Origin of the sequence: Actinomadura sp. NPDC049753, from assembly GCF_040674655.1 — a bacterium.
Taxonomy (GTDB): Bacteria; Actinomycetota; Actinomycetes; order Streptosporangiales; family Streptosporangiaceae; genus Spirillospora; species Spirillospora verrucosospora.
Map to the genome: position 1 here is coordinate 40,060 of NZ_JBFARL010000007.1, position 17,253 is coordinate 57,312.

General features: G+C 72.6%; 15 protein-coding genes and 1 tRNA gene. 3 read left to right on the forward strand and 13 right to left on the reverse strand.

Annotated elements, in window-relative coordinates; all coding sequences use genetic code 11:
- Positions 1-2: 2 nt before the first annotated feature.
- The 4 genes from AB0K37_RS03660 to AB0K37_RS03675 form a co-directional block, all read right to left on the reverse strand.
- On the reverse strand, positions 3-167 hold the full coding sequence (locus tag AB0K37_RS03660) for a hypothetical protein (RefSeq protein WP_363974229.1): 165 nt from the start codon (positions 165-167) through the stop codon (positions 3-5).
- A gap of 119 nt (positions 168-286) precedes the next feature.
- Positions 287-375, reverse strand: a tRNA-Ser gene (locus AB0K37_RS03665).
- A 78-nt stretch (positions 376-453) separates the two neighbouring features.
- Positions 454-822, reverse strand: a complete 369-nt coding sequence (locus tag AB0K37_RS03670; protein WP_363974232.1) for a signal peptidase I — start codon at positions 820-822, stop codon at positions 454-456.
- Positions 823-843: 21 nt separating this feature from the next.
- Positions 844-3,264, reverse strand: coding sequence for an AAA family ATPase (locus tag AB0K37_RS03675; RefSeq protein ID WP_363974235.1), 2,421 nt, complete (start codon positions 3,262-3,264; stop codon positions 844-846).
- Positions 3,265-3,436: 172 nt separating this feature from the next.
- On the opposite strand from AB0K37_RS03675, the gene AB0K37_RS03680 reads away from it, so the two are divergent.
- Positions 3,437-4,393: an NAD(P)H-quinone oxidoreductase gene (locus AB0K37_RS03680; protein ID WP_363974238.1), complete on the forward strand. Its 957-nt coding sequence runs from the start codon at positions 3,437-3,439 to the stop codon at positions 4,391-4,393.
- A 13-nt stretch (positions 4,394-4,406) separates the two neighbouring features.
- The gene (locus AB0K37_RS03685) at positions 4,407-4,946 is read left to right on the forward strand and encodes a bacterial proteasome activator family protein (protein ID WP_363974241.1); all 540 of its coding nucleotides are present in this window, start codon (positions 4,407-4,409) and stop codon (positions 4,944-4,946) included.
- A gap of 42 nt (positions 4,947-4,988) precedes the next feature.
- Here AB0K37_RS03685 and AB0K37_RS03690 read toward each other — a convergent pair whose 3' ends face one another.
- The 9 genes from AB0K37_RS03690 to AB0K37_RS03730 form a co-directional block, all read right to left on the reverse strand.
- Positions 4,989-5,792 (reverse strand): Cof-type HAD-IIB family hydrolase, encoded by an 804-nt coding sequence (locus tag AB0K37_RS03690; RefSeq protein ID WP_363974244.1) that lies wholly within the window; start codon positions 5,790-5,792, stop codon positions 4,989-4,991.
- Positions 5,793-5,925: 133 nt separating this feature from the next.
- A complete protein-coding gene (gene serS, locus AB0K37_RS03695) occupies positions 5,926-7,185 on the reverse strand; it encodes a serine--tRNA ligase (RefSeq protein ID WP_363974247.1) in 1,260 nt (419 codons plus the stop codon).
- Positions 7,186-7,272: 87 nt separating this feature from the next.
- The gene (locus tag AB0K37_RS03700) at positions 7,273-8,079 is read right to left on the reverse strand and encodes a methyltransferase domain-containing protein (RefSeq protein ID WP_363974250.1); all 807 of its coding nucleotides are present in this window, start codon (positions 8,077-8,079) and stop codon (positions 7,273-7,275) included.
- A 15-nt stretch (positions 8,080-8,094) separates the two neighbouring features.
- Entirely contained in the window at positions 8,095-9,711 is a 1,617-nt protein-coding gene (locus AB0K37_RS03705; RefSeq protein WP_363974253.1) for a hypothetical protein, read from the reverse strand.
- 71 nt (positions 9,712-9,782) lie between these two features.
- Positions 9,783-10,910 carry a hypothetical protein gene (locus AB0K37_RS03710; RefSeq protein WP_363974256.1) on the reverse strand — a complete coding sequence of 376 codons (1,128 nt, stop codon included), beginning with the start codon at positions 10,908-10,910 and terminating at the stop codon, positions 9,783-9,785.
- 92 nt (positions 10,911-11,002) lie between these two features.
- On the reverse strand, positions 11,003-11,644 hold the full coding sequence (locus tag AB0K37_RS03715) for a DsbA family oxidoreductase (RefSeq protein ID WP_363974259.1): 642 nt from the start codon (positions 11,642-11,644) through the stop codon (positions 11,003-11,005).
- A gap of 70 nt (positions 11,645-11,714) precedes the next feature.
- Positions 11,715-12,653 carry a prephenate dehydratase gene (pheA, locus tag AB0K37_RS03720; protein WP_363974262.1) on the reverse strand — a complete coding sequence of 313 codons (939 nt, stop codon included), beginning with the start codon at positions 12,651-12,653 and terminating at the stop codon, positions 11,715-11,717.
- Between the two features lie 110 nt (positions 12,654-12,763).
- On the reverse strand, positions 12,764-13,222 hold the full coding sequence (locus tag AB0K37_RS03725) for a DUF4446 family protein (RefSeq protein ID WP_363974340.1): 459 nt from the start codon (positions 13,220-13,222) through the stop codon (positions 12,764-12,766).
- A complete protein-coding gene (locus AB0K37_RS03730; protein ID WP_363974265.1) occupies positions 13,222-14,553 on the reverse strand; it encodes a glycosyltransferase 87 family protein in 1,332 nt (443 codons plus the stop codon). The genes AB0K37_RS03725 and AB0K37_RS03730 overlap by 1 nt, the downstream gene beginning before the upstream one ends.
- Positions 14,554-14,607: 54 nt before the next feature.
- On the opposite strand from AB0K37_RS03730, the gene AB0K37_RS03735 reads away from it, so the two are divergent.
- Positions 14,608-16,848: a hypothetical protein gene (locus AB0K37_RS03735; protein ID WP_363974268.1), complete on the forward strand. Its 2,241-nt coding sequence runs from the start codon at positions 14,608-14,610 to the stop codon at positions 16,846-16,848.
- The last annotated feature ends 405 nt before the right edge of the window (positions 16,849-17,253 follow it).

Genomic DNA, 17,253 nt, shown 5'->3' on the forward strand with positions numbered 1-17,253 from the left:
CGTCACATCATCATCAGGGCGATCACGAGGATCGCGACGACGGCCACCACGGCGACGATGCCGACGATGAGGCCGATGTTCGGGCCGGACTTCTCCGGCTGCGCCTGGCTGGCGAAGTTCTGGAACTGGTGCGTCGTGCCTGCAGGATCCTGCGGTGTCTGCGACATGCCGAAGAGGGTAACGAACCCTTCCGCCCGAGTCGGACGATTTCACCACGAGAGCATCCCGAGTCGCAGCCGGGGGTTCCAGGGGGTCGCCCCCGGGCTACATGGCGAGAACTTCTGAGCGGAGAGTGTGGGATTCGAACCCACGAGGACTGTCCCCAGCCCTGGGCGCTTTCAAGGCGCCTGCACTAGTCCACTATGCGAACTCTCCAGGTGACCGCCTCGCGGCGGTCATCGCCCACGATAGCGGGCGGGGGCGGTTGCGTTCGACCGCATATGGCGACCGCCCTCAGGGGACGCGGTAGCCGGGGATGGACGGCCAGCGCACCGTGAGCACCACCGACTCCTCCTCGGCTTCCCACGAGTGGTCGACGCCGCGTCCCCACACCACGTAGTCGCCCTGCTCGGCGAGGACGACGTCGCGGCCGGGGAACTCCAGCCGGAAGCGGCCGCTGATCAGCACGAGCAGGGCGGTGCGCTTCTCTCCGTCCGTCCACGCGGCGCGGCGCTCGCCCTTGGGGTGCACGCCCCACTTGATCTCGACCTCGGCGCTGTGCCGCAGGTCGCCGGGCGTCTTGAAGTGCCCGAGCAGCCACCCGCGGTCGGTGGCCGCGTCCGGTGCCGCCTTCCCCACGTACACACCGTCGTCGTCCGTCACAGATGGCAACGGTAGCCCAGGTCAGAGCTGCGGGCGCTGGAAGGCGAAGCCGTCGCCCACCACGGCGGCGAGCGTCAGGTAGGCCTCGCGGGTCGCGGGGGCGAGCTGCTCCAGCTCGACCTCGGCGCCCTCCTCCAGGTGGTCGTCGTAGGGGATGCGGACGACGGCGCGGCAGCGGCTCTCGAAGTGGGCCTGGAGCTTGTCCAGGTCGACCTGGCTGCGGGTGCGGTTGCGGACCATCGACAGGACGACGACGCCGTTGCGGACCAGGTGGCCGTGGTCGTGCGCCTCCAGCCAGTCGAGGGTGGCGCTCGCGGACCGGGCGCCGTCGACCGACGGGGAGCTGACCAGGACGAGCTGGTCGGCCAGGCTCAGCACGCCCGCCATCGCCGAGTGCAGCAGCCCGGTGCCGCAGTCGGTGATGCAGACCGAGTAGTACTGCTCCAGGACGACGGCGACGGCCGCGTAGTCGTCGGCGCTGAACGCCTCGCTGACCGCCGGGTCGCGGTCGGACGCGAGGATCTCCAGGCGCGCCTCGTTCTGCGAGGTGAACGCGCGGACGTCGGCGTACCGGTGGATCTGGTCGCGGTTGTTGAGCAGGTCGCGGACGGTCGCGGCGGTCTCCAGCCTGACCTTGTCCGACAGCGTCCCGCGGTCGGGGTTCGCGTCCACCGCGATGACGCGGTCGCCGCGCAGCGACCCCAGCATCGAACCGAGGCCGGTGGTCGTGGTCGTCTTGCCGACGCCGCCCTTCAGCGACATGACGGCCACCCGGTGGTGGCCGCCCGCCACGGCGGTGCGCGCCCGCCCGATCAGGTCCTTGCGGCGCAGGTCGCCCTGCGACTCGCCCGGGTGGATGCTGCCCGCGGTCGCCTTGTAGACCGCGCGCCGCCAGCCGGACGAGGGCGCGATGCGGCGCTCGCCGAGCAGGTTCTCGGAGCTGAGGCTGTCGGCGCTCTGCGGCTGCTGGGGCTGGGCGGGGTGGCCCGGCCGCATCATCTGTCCGGGCGCCTGCGGGTGCTGCCCCTCCCCCTGCGGGGGCCCGGCCGGATACCCGTAGCCCTGCGGCTGGTACGGCTGCCCGGTGGCCGGGTCGAAGGGAGGCGCGTAGGGCTGGCCGGTGTTCGGGTCGACCGGCGGGTACGGCTGGCCGCCCGCGTTCGGGTCAGGCGCGTAGGGCTGGCCCGTGGCGGGGTCCATCGGGGGATACGGCTGGCCCGGCGCGGGCGGGCCCGGCGGGAACGGCTGCCCGGCGTTCGGGTCGACCACCGGGAACTGCTGACCCGCGGCATTCGGGTCCATCGGCGGGAACTGCTGGCCGCCCGCACTCGGGTCAGGCGGGTACGGCTGCCCGGCGTTCGGGTCCACCTGGGGGAAGGGCTGGCCGCCGACATTGGGGTCAGGGGCGTACGGCTGACCCGCGGCGTTCGGGTCCATCGGCGGGAACTGCTGCCCCTCAGCGCTCGGGCCGAACAGGATGGGGTCCCCCATGCTCGGGTCAGGCGGGTAGGGCTGGCCCGTGGCCGGGTCGACCTGCGGGTAGGGCTGGCCGCCCGCGTTCGGGTCAGGCGCGTAGGGCTGGCCCGTGGCCGGGTCGACCTGCGGGTAGGGCTGGCCGCCCGCGTTCGGGTCAGGCGGGTAGGGCTGGCCCGTGGCCGGGTCGACCTGCGGGTAGGGCTGACCGCCCGCGTTCGGGTCGTAGGGCTGGCCCGTGGCGGGGTCGACCGGCGGGTAGGGCTGGCCGGGCGCGGCCGGGCCCGGCTGGAACGGCTGACCGGTGCTCGGGTCGACGGGCGGGAACTGCTGCCCCTCCGGACTCGGCTCAGGCGCGAAGGGCTGACCCGTGGACGGGTCGACCGGCGGGTACGGCTGGCCGGCCGCGTTCGGGTCGGGGGCGAAGGGGAGGCCCGTGGCCGGGTCGAGGGGGACGTACGGGCGGCCGGAGTCGTCCGTGTCCTGCGGGTACGGCTGGCCCGTGGCGGGGTCGACGGGCTGGTAGGCCTGGCCGGGCGCGTCCTGGCGGCCGAACTGGTCGGCCGGGTAGGGCGGCAGCTGGTCGAGGGGCGGGGCCGCGTTGCCGTTGGTGTCGTACGGGGACGGCTGGGACTGGTAGCCGCCCGTCGCGTACGGGGGCGGGAGCATCCCGCCGTCGAACGGCTGCGGCATCGGGCCGCCCTCGTAGGGCGCCGGCTGCGGCGGGCCGAAGTTCTCCGGGGAATCCTGGAAGGCGGGGGGCGCCGCGAGCCAGGGCTCGTCGTTCAGGGCGGGGGGCTCGGCGGGGGCGGGCTGCGCGTCCTGCTCCTCGGGTTCCCGGGCCGGTTCCTGGGCCGGCGGCTGCGCGCCCTCGGGGGCGGGGGACGGGCCCGCCGCGTCACCGCTCATCGCGTCCAGAGAGGCCAGTCGCTCCTCCAGGGAGCGCCCGTCGTGCTCGTTCCTCGCCACCGTTTTCCCCCTCGGGCACGCCTCTGATGATCCACACGGTGCAGGCGGGCAAAAAGACCCCCACGCAGGATACCGGTGCGTCAATAGCGGGCATCCCGCGCGTAGATCGGCCTTGCCCGCGGCGGAGCCCGGGGCAAGGGACGTCTTGGACGCGCCCGGTAGCGTGACCGGTATGCATGCGATCGTGATTCGCGAGCCGGGCGAAGCCGACGTCCTCGAATGGAAGCCGGTGCCGGATCCGGCGCCGGGTCCTGGCGAGGTGCTGGTCGACGTGGCGGCGAGCGCCGTCAACCGGGCCGACGTCATGCAGCGCCGGGGGTTCTATCCCCCGCCGGACGACGCTCCCCCGTACCCGGGCCTTGAGGTGTCCGGACGGATCGCCGGGCTGGGCGAGGGCGTGACCGGGCCGAAGGTCGGCGACGAGGTGTGCGCGCTGCTCGGCGGCGGAGGCTACGCCGAACGGGTCGCCGTCCCCGCCTCGCAGGTGCTGCCCGTGCCGCGCGGCGTGGACGTCGTGGAGGCGGCCGGGCTCCCGGAGGTCGCCTGCACGGTGTGGTCGAACGTGTTCATGCTGGCCGGGCTGCGCGAGGGCGAGACGCTGCTCGTCCACGGCGGCGGCAGCGGCATCGGGACGTTCGCCATCCAGCTCGCCAAGGCGCGCGGGGCGCGCGTGGTGACGACGGTCGGCAGCCCGGAGAAGGCCGAGCGGTGCCGGGAGCTCGGCGCGGACGTCACCGTGAACTACCGCGAGGACGACTTCGTCGAGAGCGGCCCCTACGACGTGATCCTCGATCTCATCGGCGCCAGGTACCTCGGGCGCAACGTGGACGCCCTCGCCACCGGCGGGCGGCTGATGGTGATCGGGCTCCAGGGCGGCGCGAAGGCGGAGCTGGACATCGGCATGCTGCTGCGCAAGCGGGCGCTGGTGCACGCCACGACTTTGCGGGCCCGTCCGTTGGAGGAGAAGGCGGAGATCGTGGCCGGCGTCCGGGAGCATGTGTGGCCGCTCCTGGAGTCGGGACGGATCCGGACGGTCGTCGACCGGCGGATTCCCATGGCGGAAGCGTCGCGCGCGCACCAACTGATGGAAGAAAGCGGTCACGTCGGCAAGATCCTGCTGACCGTGTGAGGATGTGGAGTTTATGAGCGAGGCTTCGAAGAAGCAGTCGGAAGAGCCCCAGGTGCTCGTTCTGGGCCCGGGCGGCATCACCGTCGAGGGCGGCGGGGACGGCGAGTCCGAGGGCAAGTCGGTGACCGAGATGGTCGAGCAGCCGGCGAAGGTCATGCGGATCGGCGGGATGATCCGGCAGCTGCTGGAGGAGGTCAAGGCCGCCCCGCTGGACGAGGCGAGCCGGGCCCGGCTGCGGGAGATCCACCAGTCGTCCATCAAGGAGCTGGAGGACGGTCTCGCGCCCGAGCTGGTCGCGGAGCTGGAGCGGCTGTCGCTGCCGTTCACCGAGGGCACGGTGCCGAGCGACGCGGAGCTCCGGATCGCGCAGGCGCAGCTCGTCGGCTGGCTGGAGGGCCTGTTCCACGGCATCCAGACGACGCTGTTCGCCCAGCAGATGGCGGCGCGGGCGCAGCTGGAGCAGATGCGGCGCGCCCTGCCCGCGGGAATGATGCCCCCCGGCGTCGAGGAGGAGCCGAAGCCCGGTCCGCGCTCGTCCGGCCCCTACCTGTAGGACGCACGACTCCGGCCGCACCCCGCAGCGGGTGCGGCCGCGCTATGGGAAGAGGCGCTCCAGGACCTCGGCCACGCCGTCGTCGTCGTTGCGGGACGTCTTGTGCGACACGGCGGCGAGCACGAGCGGGTGCGCGTTCGCGACCCCGTAGGACGTGCCCGCCCAGGTCAGCATCGGCAGGTCGTTGGGCATGTCGCCGAACGCGGTGACGTCCCGCGCCGTGATGCCGTGCTCGGTGCACAGGGCCGCCAGGGCGCTGGCCTTGGTGACGCCGAGCGCGCTCATCTCCAGCAGCCCCCGCCCGGAGGAGTGCGTCACGGTCACGAGGTCGCCGACGGCCCGCACCGCCTTCGCCGAGAGCGCGTCGGGGTCGGCGGCCGGGTGGAAGGCGAGCAGCTTGGTCCCGCCCCGGCTGACCAGCTCGGCGTCGTCGACGGGACGGCCGCCGAGCGCCGCCGCGTCCCACCGGCCGAGGTCGTAGCTGGCCTCGAACACGAACCCGGTCGGGTACTCCACCGCGAAGCGCAGCTCGGGCACGACGCCGCGCAGCCGCCCGATCACCTCGGCGAGCACGTCCGGCGCGATCTCGTTGGCCTGCAGGACGGTCTCGGTGTGCAGGTCGTAGAGGACGGCGCCGTTGGCGCAGATCGCGACGCCGCGGTGGTCGACGGCCGCGGCGATCTCCGTCATCCAGCGCGGCGGCCGCCCGGTGACCATGACGAGCATCGCCCCGGCCCGCTCGACCCGGGCGAGGGCGGCGACGGTGCGGGCGGAGATCGTGCCGTCGGAGCGCACGATCGTGCCGTCGAGGTCGGTGGCGATCACACGCGGCGAGGACTCAGTCATGTCACCTTCCTGGGCAGATGGGACACACCCTAGGCCAGGGCCCTGACACGCCCGGCTCCCGGCATCGCCCCAAGGCCCGCGGAGACGCGAACGGGGCCCGTTCCGGTCAGGACGGGCCCCGCTCCACGCGCGTTCAGCGCTTGACCGGCTCCAGGACCTCCAGGCCCAGGAACTTCTGCAGCGCCTTCGGGACGCGCACCGAGCCGTCGGCCTGCTGGTGGTTCTCCAGGATCGCGACCATCCAGCGCGTCGTCGCCAGCGTCCCGTTCAGGGTCGCCACCGGCTGGTTCTTGCCGTCGGCGTCGCGGTACCGCACCGCCAGGCGCCGCGCCTGGAACTCGGTGCAGTTCGACGTCGAGGTGACCTCGCGGTAGGTGTTCTGCGTCGGCACCCAGGCCTCGCAGTCGTACTTGCGGGCCGCGCTGGCGCCGAGGTCGCCCGCCGCCACGTCGATCACCCGGTACGGGATCTCGACCTTGGCGAGCATCTCCTTCTCCCACTCCAGCAGCCGCAGGTGCTCGGCGTGGGAGTCGGCCGGGTCGCAGTAGGAGAACATCTCCACCTTGTCGAACTGGTGGACGCGGATGATGCCGCGCGTGTCCTTGCCGTAGGAGCCGGCCTCGCGGCGGAAGCAGGACGACCAGGCCACGTACCGGCGCGGCAGCTCGTCGACGATCTCGTTCATGTGGAACGCGGCGAGCGGCACCTCCGACGTCCCGACCAGGTACAGCTCTTCCTGGGGGAGCTGGTAGACCTCGGCGGCGTGCGCGCCGAGGAACCCCGTGCCCTCCATCGCCTCCGGCTTCACCAGGACCGGCGGGTACATCGGCACGAACCCGCTCGCGACGGCCTGCTCCATGGCGAGGTTCAGCAGCGCGTACTGGAGCCGCGCGCCGACGCCCGTCAGGTAGTAGAACCGCGCGCCCGACACCTTCGCGCCGCGCTCCATGTCGATGGCGCCGAGGCTCTCGCCGAGCTCCAGGTGGTCCTTCGGCTCGAAGTCGAACGCGGTCGGCTCGCCGACGTGCTCCAGGACGACGTAGTCCTGCTCGCCGCCGGGCGGGGCGCCCTCCTCGATGAGGTTCGGAACGCCCTTGATCAGCGCGTCGAGCTCCTCGCCGAGGCGGTCGGCCTCGGCCTCGCGCTCCTTCACCTGCTGCGCCAGCTCCTTGGCGCGGGCCAGCAGCGCCTGCCGCTCGTCGCCCTGCGCCTTGGACACCGACTTGCCGAAACTCTTCTGCTCCGCCCTGAGCTGCTCGAACGAGGTCAGCGCGGAGCGGCGCCTCCCGTCCAGGTCGAGCAGCCGGTCGACGACGCCGTCATCCTCACCGCGGGCGCGCTGCGAGGCGCGCAGCCGCTCGGGATCCTCTCGAAGAGCTCGCAGGTCAATCACAGACCCGAGGCTACCGGCCCGACGCCCCCGTCCGCGCGCGAGTATCGGCGGTTCGCGTCCGCCGATGACCGCCGCTCATGGACGCCGCTAGTGGACGCCGCTCGCCAGCAGCGCGTGCGCGGGCAGCGCCACCTTCCCGTCACCGGCGGCGTAGTCCGCGACGATCTCGTCGTAGGCGGCCTTGACGCGGGCGACGGTCGGCGCGTCCTGGCGTCCGACGACCACGCCGTTCGTGCCGACCCGGGCCAGCGCGCCCGTCCGCCACCACTCCTCGGGGTCGACGACGTGCTCCCAGGTCACCTCCTCGACCGCGACGTCGGCGAACCCGGCCTCGGCGACCAGCCGCCCGAAGGCCGCCGGCTCGCCGTACTCCAGGAACGGCGGCTCGGGGATGTCGTCCGGCCACGGCACGCCCGCCGCCTCGATCGCCTCCCGGACGACCGCGAGGGCCCCGCTGCCCGGCATCGCCCAGCAGGTCATCGCCAGCCGCCCGCCCTCGCGCAGGACGCGCCGCAGCCGGGCCAGCGCCGCGTCGGGTGCGCCCACGTGGTTGATGACGAAGTTGCCCGCGACCGCGTCGAACGTCGCGTCCTCGAACGGGACCTCGGGCAGGACGGCGACCCGCACGTCCAGCCCGGGGACGTTCCGGCGCGCCGTCTCCGCCATGCCCGGCTCGGCGTCCATGGCCGACACCAGCGCGCCGCGCCGCGCCGCCTCCCGCGAGACGAACCCGGGGCCCGTGCCGACGTCGAGGAGCCGCGTTCCGTCGGCCACCCCGGCCGCGTCCAGCAGCGGCTCGATCATGTACCGCGTGACGTGGGCGAATCCCCGCTCGTACGCGGGGGCCCGCCCGGCCCACAGCTCCCGCTCGTAAAGGTCGAAGTCCTTCGCCACGCCCCGCAGCCTACGTCAGCGGACGTCCACCGCATCACCCGGCGAGGTCGAGCCGAGGTACCCGGAGGTCTCTTTGTAGACCGCCTTCCAGGTGCCGTCCACGGACGCCTTGAAGGTCTTCGAGAACCAGCCGTTGGCGTCGGTCTTCGTCGCCGCCACCTGCTTGTACGTCGAGGTGCCCGCGGCCTTGAAGTAGACGTACACGGGCGCGTTCGGGCCCGGGCCCGGCACGTCCCTGAACCGGTAGAGCTGCCCCTTGACCGTGATGGTCGCGCCCTTCTTCACGGGCTCGGGCGAGGCGTTGAAGTTGTACCACTGCGTCCGGTACTTGACGTCGACGAAGTCGGTGTTGCTGACGACCGGCATGGTCAGATCGCTGCCCGGGTACCGGACGCGCCAGTACGCGTCCTTCGTCACGGCCTTCTCGCTGTTGAAGTAGAAGGTCCCCGGCCGTGCCAGGGTCTGGCTGGCCCAGATCTTCCAGGTCGTGCCGTCCAGGGAGTACTCCAGGTACACCGGCAGGTTCGCGACGTTGGTGTAGTCGGGCCGGACGTCCAGCCGGCCGTGCACGACGATCGGGTCACGGTAGGCGAGGGGTTCCGGGTAGGCGTCGAACCCCGTGATCTCGGCGCCGTTCCGGATGTTCACCGTCCCCAGGCTCATCTGGCTGCCGGTGAGGAAACCGTCGTCCAGGACGCGAGCCGTCACCGTGCCCGACTTGCCGACCTGCCGCCCGGCGGGGAAGTAGGCGCGGAAGGTGCCGTCGGCGGCGGTCCGGACCGACGTGATGCCTCCGTCGTCCTTGATGTCGTCCGGAACATCGATCTGGACCTCGGCGCCTGCCGCGGGCACGGCGCCGGCGGAGCTCCGCCGGAGGACCGTGCCGCGGACGGTCACCTGCGTGTACGGCGCCACGGTCGGCCCCGGCGCCATCAGCGCGGTGACGGACGTGGCCTGCTTGTCGACCGTGACGGCGGCGGCCTTGGAAGCTCCGCAGAACCGCCCTGCCCGGGGGACCGCGACGCTCGGGGACGCGAGGCCGGTGGACGTCAGCGTGAACGAGCCGTCCTCACCCGCCGTCGTCTTGGCGAGGCTTCCGGCCCTGACCTCCGCGCCCTGCGCCGGCTCCGGCGCCGCCTCGCGGTACTTCTGGATCATCACCCGGCCGCGCATCGTCACGTCGGAGTGATCGATGTCGATGACGCTCGGTGAGTTCGAGAAGTCGGTGATGGCGGTCGAGTAGCAGTCGAAGAACCCGTGGTTCCGCGTGTACGTGGCGCCGTCGGCCGTGGTGACCAGCACCTCGACGTACGTGAGCCCGGGGCGGGCCTCGATGTCGGGACGGAACTCGGCCCCCCAGACACCGTCGTTGTCGGTGCCGCTGCTCCGCGTGAACTCGACGGTGGCGTAGGGCTCCGTCCCGGTGTTCAGGTAACGCATGTTCGCGCGGACCTTCGTGACCCCGCTCGCCGACTTGGCGCCCAGCGTCAACTTGACGACGCGGTCCTTGGCCAGATTGTCGAAGGCGAGGGCCAGGCTGACATCGGTCGCGTCGGCGCCGGCGGTGCCTGGCGCGACGAAGAGCGAGGCCGTGATGGCCGCGGTGGCGAGCAGTGCGGATGATCGACGCAAGGGAAAACCTCTCCACTGAATGCTGGTATGGAGCTTAAGCCCAAGATCGACCAGCGGTTGATCAATGGCCGTTAGCGGACGTCCACGTAGTCGGCGGGCTGGTTGGACGGCAGGTAGCCGGAGCTGCCCTGGTAAACCGCCGTCCAGTAACCGTCCCTGGACGCCGTGACCTTCTTGCTGAACCAGCCGTTGCTCGCCGTCTTCACCACCGCGACACCGGTCCAGGTCGACGACCCCTTGGCCTTGAAGTAGAGGGAGACCGGCGCACCCGGGCCCGGCCCTCCCGCGGGCATGTAGCGGTACAGCAGGCCCTTGACGGTGATCGCCGCACCCTTCTTCACCGGCTCCGGGGAGGCGTTGAACTGGTGGATGTACGTCCGGTACCTCACGTCGACGTTGTCGGTGCTGCTGACGGAGGGCACCACGAGGTAGCCGTCGTCGTCGGGGACCCTCGCCCGCCAGTGACCGTCACGCTCGGCCTTCACGTCGATGGCGAACTTGCCGTCGAGGCCGGGCGACTGCGCGGCCTTGTCCTTCCAGGTCTTCCCGTCGGCCGAGAACTGGAGCCGCACGGTGGCGCCGCCCGCGGGCCTCCTCGTCCCGTCGGCCATCGTGAACATCACGGTGCCGGACGCCCGCATGGTGCTGCCCAGGCCGACCGGCTCGGGCGTCGCGTTGAAACCGCTGATGGAGGTCCGGTGCGTGACCTGGCGGACGTCGGTCTGGGCGTATGCCATCTCGTAGCTGTAGTAGTCGTCCGGCAGGTTGACCGGATCGTTCGCGAAATCGATCACCCAGGCGCCGTTCTCGACGACCAGGACCTGGACCCTGTAGTCGCCGTTCGCGTCGGTGACCGGAGTGGCGACCGTGCTCCAGCTCGGCCCCGACGGCGGGTCGAACTTCAGGGCGAGCCGCTTGCCCGCGAGCGGGCCCCAGGCGCCGTCGCGGTCCTGCCGTTCGAGGCGGCCCGTCACGGGAACCCGTTCACCGACGAGCAGGCGGTCCGGGACGTGCATCGTCAACCGGGTCTTGAGCCGCTGCTCGGCGATCAGCGGCGAGCCCGCCGGCGCCAGGGCGCGGCCACCGGGCACCCGCAGGGGTGCCGCCGCGTGTGCGGGGGCCGCGGTGAAGGGGGAAGCCACGGCGAGGGCCGCGACGACGGCGAATTCGGCGCACGGAACGACCTCTCCACTGTTCACTGGTGTGAAGAGGACGCCCAAGATCGACAACCGGTTGTCGCGGGACGCGTTCCGACGGTCTCGGTTGCGTCACGGCGGCGAGGCCGCGCCCGCTACTGGTGCGCGTCCGCCCACGCCTGATCGAGGACCTGCGCGAACGTCTCGGCGGGCTGGGCGCCCGAGACGCCGTAGCGGCGGTCGATGACGAAGAAGGGCACGCCGGTCGCGCCGATGTCCCGCGCCGCGCGCTGCTCGGCGTCCACCTCCGAGGCGAACGCGTCGGACGCGAGCACGCCGCGTGCCTCGGCCGCGTCCAAGCCCGCTTCGGCGACGACGTCCACGAGGGTGTCCCGGTCGAACACCGGGCGCTCGTCGGTGAAGTAGGCCCTGAACAGGGCCTCCACGACCGCGCCCTGCACGCCGCGCTGACCCGCGAGGTAGACGAGCCGGTGCGCGTCGGCGGTGTTGCCCGCCTGGCGGCCTTCGAGGTGGTACTCCAGGCCGGCCGCGGCGGCTCGCTCCTCCATCTCCCGGTTCTTCTCGACGGCCTCGTCGCGCGTCATGCCGTACTTCTCGGCCAGCATGTCGGCCACGTCGACCGTCTCGCCCGGCGGGAAGGAGGGGTCGAGCTGGAACGCGCGGTAGACGACCTCGACCTCGTCCCGGTGCGCGAAGCCTTCCAGAGCGCGCTCGAAATGCCGCTTACCCAGATAGCACCAGGGGCACACGACGTCGGCCCAGATCTCAACACGCACGGGGACACCTCTCTCAGGACGGTCTACCGTGCCAACACGGCCCCGGCGCCTTTGATTTCCCGGCGCGGGCTCAGGCGCGGCCGGTGCGGATGCCGGTGATCCAGGCGGCGGCCTCGGTGAAGTCGGCGTCGTGGGTGCCGCGGCGGATCTCGGGGCGGACCTGGTCGGCGCGGGTGTAGGAGCCGACGAAGCGGACGTCGGCGCAGACGCGGCGCAGCCCCATCATGGCCTCGCCGACGCGGGCGTCGGCGACATGGCCCTCGAAGTCCATCCAGAACAGGTAGGAGCCGAGGCCCGCGCCGGTCGGGCGGGACTGGATCAGCGTGAGGTTGATGCCGCGGACCGAGAACTCGGTGAGGATCTCCAGCAGGGCGCCCGGGTGGTCCTCGCCGATGAACGCGACGACGGTCGTCCTGTCCATGCCGGTGGGGGCCGGCGGGGGGCACGGGCGGCTCAGGACGACGAAGCGGGTGACGGCGTCGGCGACGTCGTGGATGTCCTCCGCGAGGACCGACAGGCCGTAGCGGGCGGCCGCGAACGAGCCGGCGAGCGCGGCGTCGTAGTGGCCGTCGGCGACGTGCTGGGCGGCCTCGGCGTTGGAGGTGGCGGCGCGCCACTCGGCGTCGGGGACGTTCTCCAGGAGCCAGCGGCGGCACTGCGGCTGCGCGATCGGGTGGGACGCGACGGTCTTGATGTCGTCCAGCGCGGTGCCGGGACGGACGAGGAGGGCGAACGACACCGGCAGGTGGATCTCGCCGACGATCTGGAGCGGCTCGCCGGTCGCCAGCTCGTCCAGCGTGGTGGGGACCGAGCCCTCGACGGAGTTCTCCAGCGCGACGACGGCGGTGTCGACCTCGCCGCGGCGCAGCGCTTCGAGAACGGCCGGGACGGTCGCGTACGGGATGTGCTCGGCCCCGGCGGCGCCGGGGAGGGTGAGCAGCGCCGCCTCGGTGAAGGTGCCCTGCGGACCCAGGTAGGCGTAGCGCGCTTGCCTGTCGTCTGCGGTCACTGGAGTCCCCCGGGGCGTGTTTCGGCTGTGCGGCAGCCGTCTAGAGGCATGGTGAGAAAGACGAGTCTACCGTCCGGCGCCCCGGCCCCTCAGGAGCGGCGGGCGCCGCCTCAGGCGCGGGCCGTGGGGGTGCGGGCGCCGTTGCCGAAGTCGGGCAGCGGGTCGTCCATCGAGACGATGGGGCCCTTGCCGAGCCGGGCGGCCCGCAGGGCCTGGTTCTCCTCGGGGGAGAGCGTCTCGACGGCGTGCCCGCCCTGGACGGCCTTGGCGTACGTCCGCGTCTCGGTCCGCCCGTTGATCGAGCTCACCACCACCCCGTCGCCGACCGCGTTGATCAGCGCGAGGGAGAAGGACCGGTGCCCGGACATCTCCTTGAGCGCGTCGTAGTGCACGATCGCGAGATCGCGCAGGGCGCGCTCGTCCACCTCGCCGCTCGCGACCTGGAGCTGGCGCCTCAGCATTTCCCCGCACTCGTCCACGACCTGGTTGACCCGGTTGTGCGCGACCACCGCGATGGAGAGCCCCGCAATCCCGGCGACCAGGCCGGCGACGGCCACTGCGACGAGCATCACGCGCCGAGCGTACCCATGCCGACCTGCCGTTGCGAAGGATCTCGGGGGTGGTTGTCCGGATCGAGCCGTTTCACCAGCCATGTTCCGAGGACCAGGATCGAGGCCAGCGCGGCGAGTCCGAACGAGTCGCGCAGCACCTGGCCCGCGAGAACCGTTGCAGGGGAATGATCCGGGCCGATCAGACCGCGCGCCCACCACGGGACCGGGAACAGGAACAGCAGCCACAGGGCGAACGCGACCAGACATCTTCGCGTGTCACGCCCATCGCCGACCAAAGCCCCCAATACCGCGATCATCCACACGAGATGATGAATCCATCCCACAGGGGACAGGACGACGGACAGCAGCCCGACGATCGCCACCCCGGCGAGCAGGAGGCTGGAGGCGTCGGCGCCGGTCGCGGCGTCGGCGGCGAGCGTCGCCCGGCGCGCCCACCCGAAGCCGAACCAGGCGACGACCAGGGCCAGGGCCAGCCACACCAGCGTCCGGGCCGGCCCCTCGTCCAGGATGCGGGCCACGATCCCGTGGATCGCCTGGTTGGTGGTGCCGTCGACCGCGCCCGTCCGGTCGCCGCCCTCCAGCAGCGCGCCGAACCAGTACGCGGACGAGTCGGACGGCAGCAGCGCGAACCCGCCCAGCGTGGCGACGACGGCGGTCAGCACGGCGTTGACCAGCGCGTCCCGCCGCCCGGTGACCAGGAAGTAGATCAGGAAGACGCCCGGCACCAGCTTGATCGCCAGGGCGAGGCCGACGAGCATGCCGCGCGGCCAGCGGGCGGTGCGGGCGCAGCAGTCGGCCAGGCACATGGCCAGCAGGAACAGCCCGACCTGCCCGAACCGGACCTGGTCGCGGACGGGGTCGAGCCACGCCGTCGCCGCGACCAGGACGCCCGCGGTGAGCGGCGCCCAGCGACCCGTCCGGCGGATCAGGTCGCGGAAGGCGTAGCAGACGACGATCACGAGCGACAGGTAGATCAGCACCGTCCACGTCCACTGCGCCGCGCGCCACGGCAGGAGCGTGAACGGGACCGCCAGGGCGGCGGCGATCGGCGGGTAAGTGAAGGGGAGCAGCTGCGGCGGCTGCGTGAGGAAGTCGTACAGGGGCGCGCCGCGCAGCACCGCCAGCCCGCCCTCCCGGTAGACCTCCAGGTCGACGAGCCGCTGGTCGGGCTGGTTGCCGAGCCACCGCTGGACGATCGGCGCGGCGGCGGCCGCGGCGACGGCGATCCCGGCGAGCAGGACCAGAAGGTCGCGGGCGCCCCGCCGGGCGGGGGCACCGGCCGCCTCACCGGGGGAGTCACGGGCATCCCGCGCCATCAGACCGTCCACAGCCCGCAGGATATGGCCCCTGCCCGGTGGTAGGGCTCTTGTAACCTGAACGCCATGACGTCCCGGGGAACGAAGATCGCCATGTTCCTCGCGACCCTCGCGGCGGCGCTCGCGGCCGTCCTCGGGCCCGCGGCGGCGCACGCCTCCCCCACGGCCCCCGCCGAGCGGGCCGTCACCGGCCGCGTGGTCATCATCGGGGTGCCGGCGCTGATGTGGAGCGACGTCACCCGCGAGAACACCCCGGCACTGTGGGGGCTGACCGCGCAGGGCTCCGCCGCGGGTCTCAGCGTCCGCACCACCCGCGTCATCACCTGCCCCACCGACGGCTGGCTGACGCTGTCGGCGGGGCAGCGGTCGCGGCTGGCGCACGGCGACTGCGCGCTGCCGTCCACGCCGGTGCCGCCCGGCCAGTCCTCCCCCACCGGCCCGCCGCCCGCCGGCGGTGCCGTCGCCGCGGGCTGGCCCGCGATCAAGAGCGACAACGCGGGCACCAACTACCACGCGCGGGTCGGCCTGCTCGGCGACGAGGTCCACCGGGCGGGCGGCTGCACGACGGCGGTCGGGCCAGGCGCGGTGTTCGGCGCCGCCGACGGCGCCGGCCGGGTCGACCGGTACGTCGACTCGACCGACAAGGCCACCGCCGCCGACTGGGCGCGCTGCCCGCTCGCCGCGGTCGACGTCGACGACCTCTTCCGCGCCTACATCAACGCCGGCGTCGACCCGCACGGCGACCAGGTCCCGCTGTCGGACGAGAGCCGCGCCGCCGCGGCGAAGGCCGCCGACCGCCGGGTCGCGCAGGTCGTGGCCGCGCTCCCGGCGGGGACGACCGTGCTGGTCGCGGGCCTGTCCGACACCGGCGTCAACCCGCACCTGCGCGTGGCCGTCGCCAAGGGCCCCGCCTACGGGCCCGGCTACATGACCTCAAGCGCCACCCGCCAGGACGGGCTGGTCACGCTGACCGACCTCACCGCGACGACGCTGAAGCTGCTCGGGGTGAAGCAGCCCAAGCAGGCCGTCGGGTCCGCGTGGCGGTCCCAGCCGTCCACGTCGTCCGCGCACGACCGGGTCGACGCGCTCATGGACGAGGACGTCGCGGCGCAGGCGATCCGGGCCGTCCAGACGTCGTTCTACTGGGTGCTGTTCGCGGTGCAGCTCGTCCTGTACGGGATCGCGGTGGTCGCGCTGCGGCGCCTCGGCGGCGACCGACGCTCACGGGCGCGGATCCTCGGAGGCACCCGGGTGATCGCGCTGCTCGGCGGCGCGGCGCCCGGCGCGTCCTTCCTCGCCGGGCTGCTGCCGTGGTGGCGGGCCGAGCACCCGACCCCCGTCCTGATCTGCACCGTGCTGGGCTTCGCCGGGCTGCTGACGGGCGTGGCGCTGGCCGGGCCGTGGCGCCGCTCCACCGTCGTCCCCGGCCTGGTGATCACCGGGGTGACGGCGCTCGTCCTCGCACTGGACGTCATGACGGGCTCCTCCCTTCAGCTCAACACGCTGATGGGCTACACCGCCCTCGTCGCCGGACGGTTCTACGGCTTCGGCAACCAGGCGTTCTCGCTGTTCGCGGTGGCGGCGATCCTGACGGCGGCGTGGCTGACGGAGTACCCGCTGCGCCGGGGCAACAAGGCGCTCGCCGTCGCGATCGTGGCGGTGATCGGCGCCTTCACGGTCGCGGTGGACGGCCTGCCCGCGTTCGGCAGCGACTTCGGCGGCGTGCTGGCGATCGTCCCGGCGTTCGCGATGCTCGGCCTGATGGTCGCGGGCAGGCGCATGTCGCCGCTCAAGCTCGGCCTGTTCTTCCTGGCCGGCATGGCGCTCGTGCTGGTCATCTCGTACGTGAACGCCCAGTCGGCCAACCCGACGCATCTCGGCCGGTTCTGGCAGGACCTCGTGGCCGGGGACGCGTGGGACGTCGTCACCCGCAAGTTCAACGCGATGCTGAACAGCCTCGGCTACTGGCCCTACACGCTGGCGCTCGCCGCCGCCGTCGTGTTCCTGTTCTTCGTCCTGGCGCGGCCCACGCGCTGGCGGGTGTCGCTGCTGCAGGGCGCCTACGAGAAGAGCCTGACGATGCGCCCGGCGGTGATCTGCGCGCTCGCGGTCGGCGTCATCGGCACGCTGGTCAACGACTCGGGCGTGGTGATCCTGTCGGTGGCGTTCAGCCTGGCGACCCCGCTGATGCTCGCCGCGGGGCTCCGGGCGCTGGAGATCGACCTGAGGAACGCAGACACGCCGCCACCAGCGCCGTCAGGATCGCCAGAAGCGTCCACGGGACCACGGTCGGCCGAACGACGGTGAACAGCCACTCCAGGTCGTCCGGCAGCCGGATGCGGGCGGGCGCGCGGGCCGGCAGGTAGGCGAGGCTGAGCGCGGTGGTGTGGGCGAGCAGGATCCAGTCGATCCGCGTCCAGGGCAGCAGCGCCAGCAGCGCCCACCCGAACCCGTCGTACCAGGGCAGCGCGTAGGGCGCGGCCAGGAGCCACGCGAGGGCGATCGCGGCGGCGACGCGGCGCTCCTCCCCGCCGGGCAGAAGGGCGTCCTCCCTGGGCAGGGCCCGTGCGAGCAGCACGAGCAGCCCCAGGCCGAGCAGCATCGCGCCCAGCTTGATGACGTCGCGCTGCGAGCCGCGGCCGAGCGACTCGTCCAGCAGGTGCCAGGGGGTCGCGAAGGAGACCATGTTGCTGGCCTCGCGGACCTGGTCGA

What these genes read in the sequence shown, in the direction of transcription:
- AB0K37_RS03685 (WP_363974241.1), top strand. Translation starts at nt 4,407, where the DNA reads ATGAGCGAGGCTTCGAAGAAGCAGTCGGAAGAGCCCCAGGTGCTCGTT.
- AB0K37_RS03680 (WP_363974238.1), top strand. Translation starts at nt 3,437, where the DNA reads ATGCATGCGATCGTGATTCGCGAGCCGGGCGAAGCCGACGTCCTCGAA.
- AB0K37_RS03725 (WP_363974340.1), bottom strand. Translation starts at nt 13,222, where the DNA reads ATGCTCGTCGCAGTGGCCGTCGCCGGCCTGGTCGCCGGGATTGCGGGG.
- AB0K37_RS03690 (WP_363974244.1), bottom strand. Translation starts at nt 5,792, where the DNA reads ATGACTGAGTCCTCGCCGCGTGTGATCGCCACCGACCTCGACGGCACG.
- AB0K37_RS03735 (WP_363974268.1), top strand. Translation starts at nt 14,608, where the DNA reads ATGACGTCCCGGGGAACGAAGATCGCCATGTTCCTCGCGACCCTCGCG.
- AB0K37_RS03660 (WP_363974229.1), bottom strand. Translation starts at nt 167, where the DNA reads ATGTCGCAGACACCGCAGGATCCTGCAGGCACGACGCACCAGTTCCAG.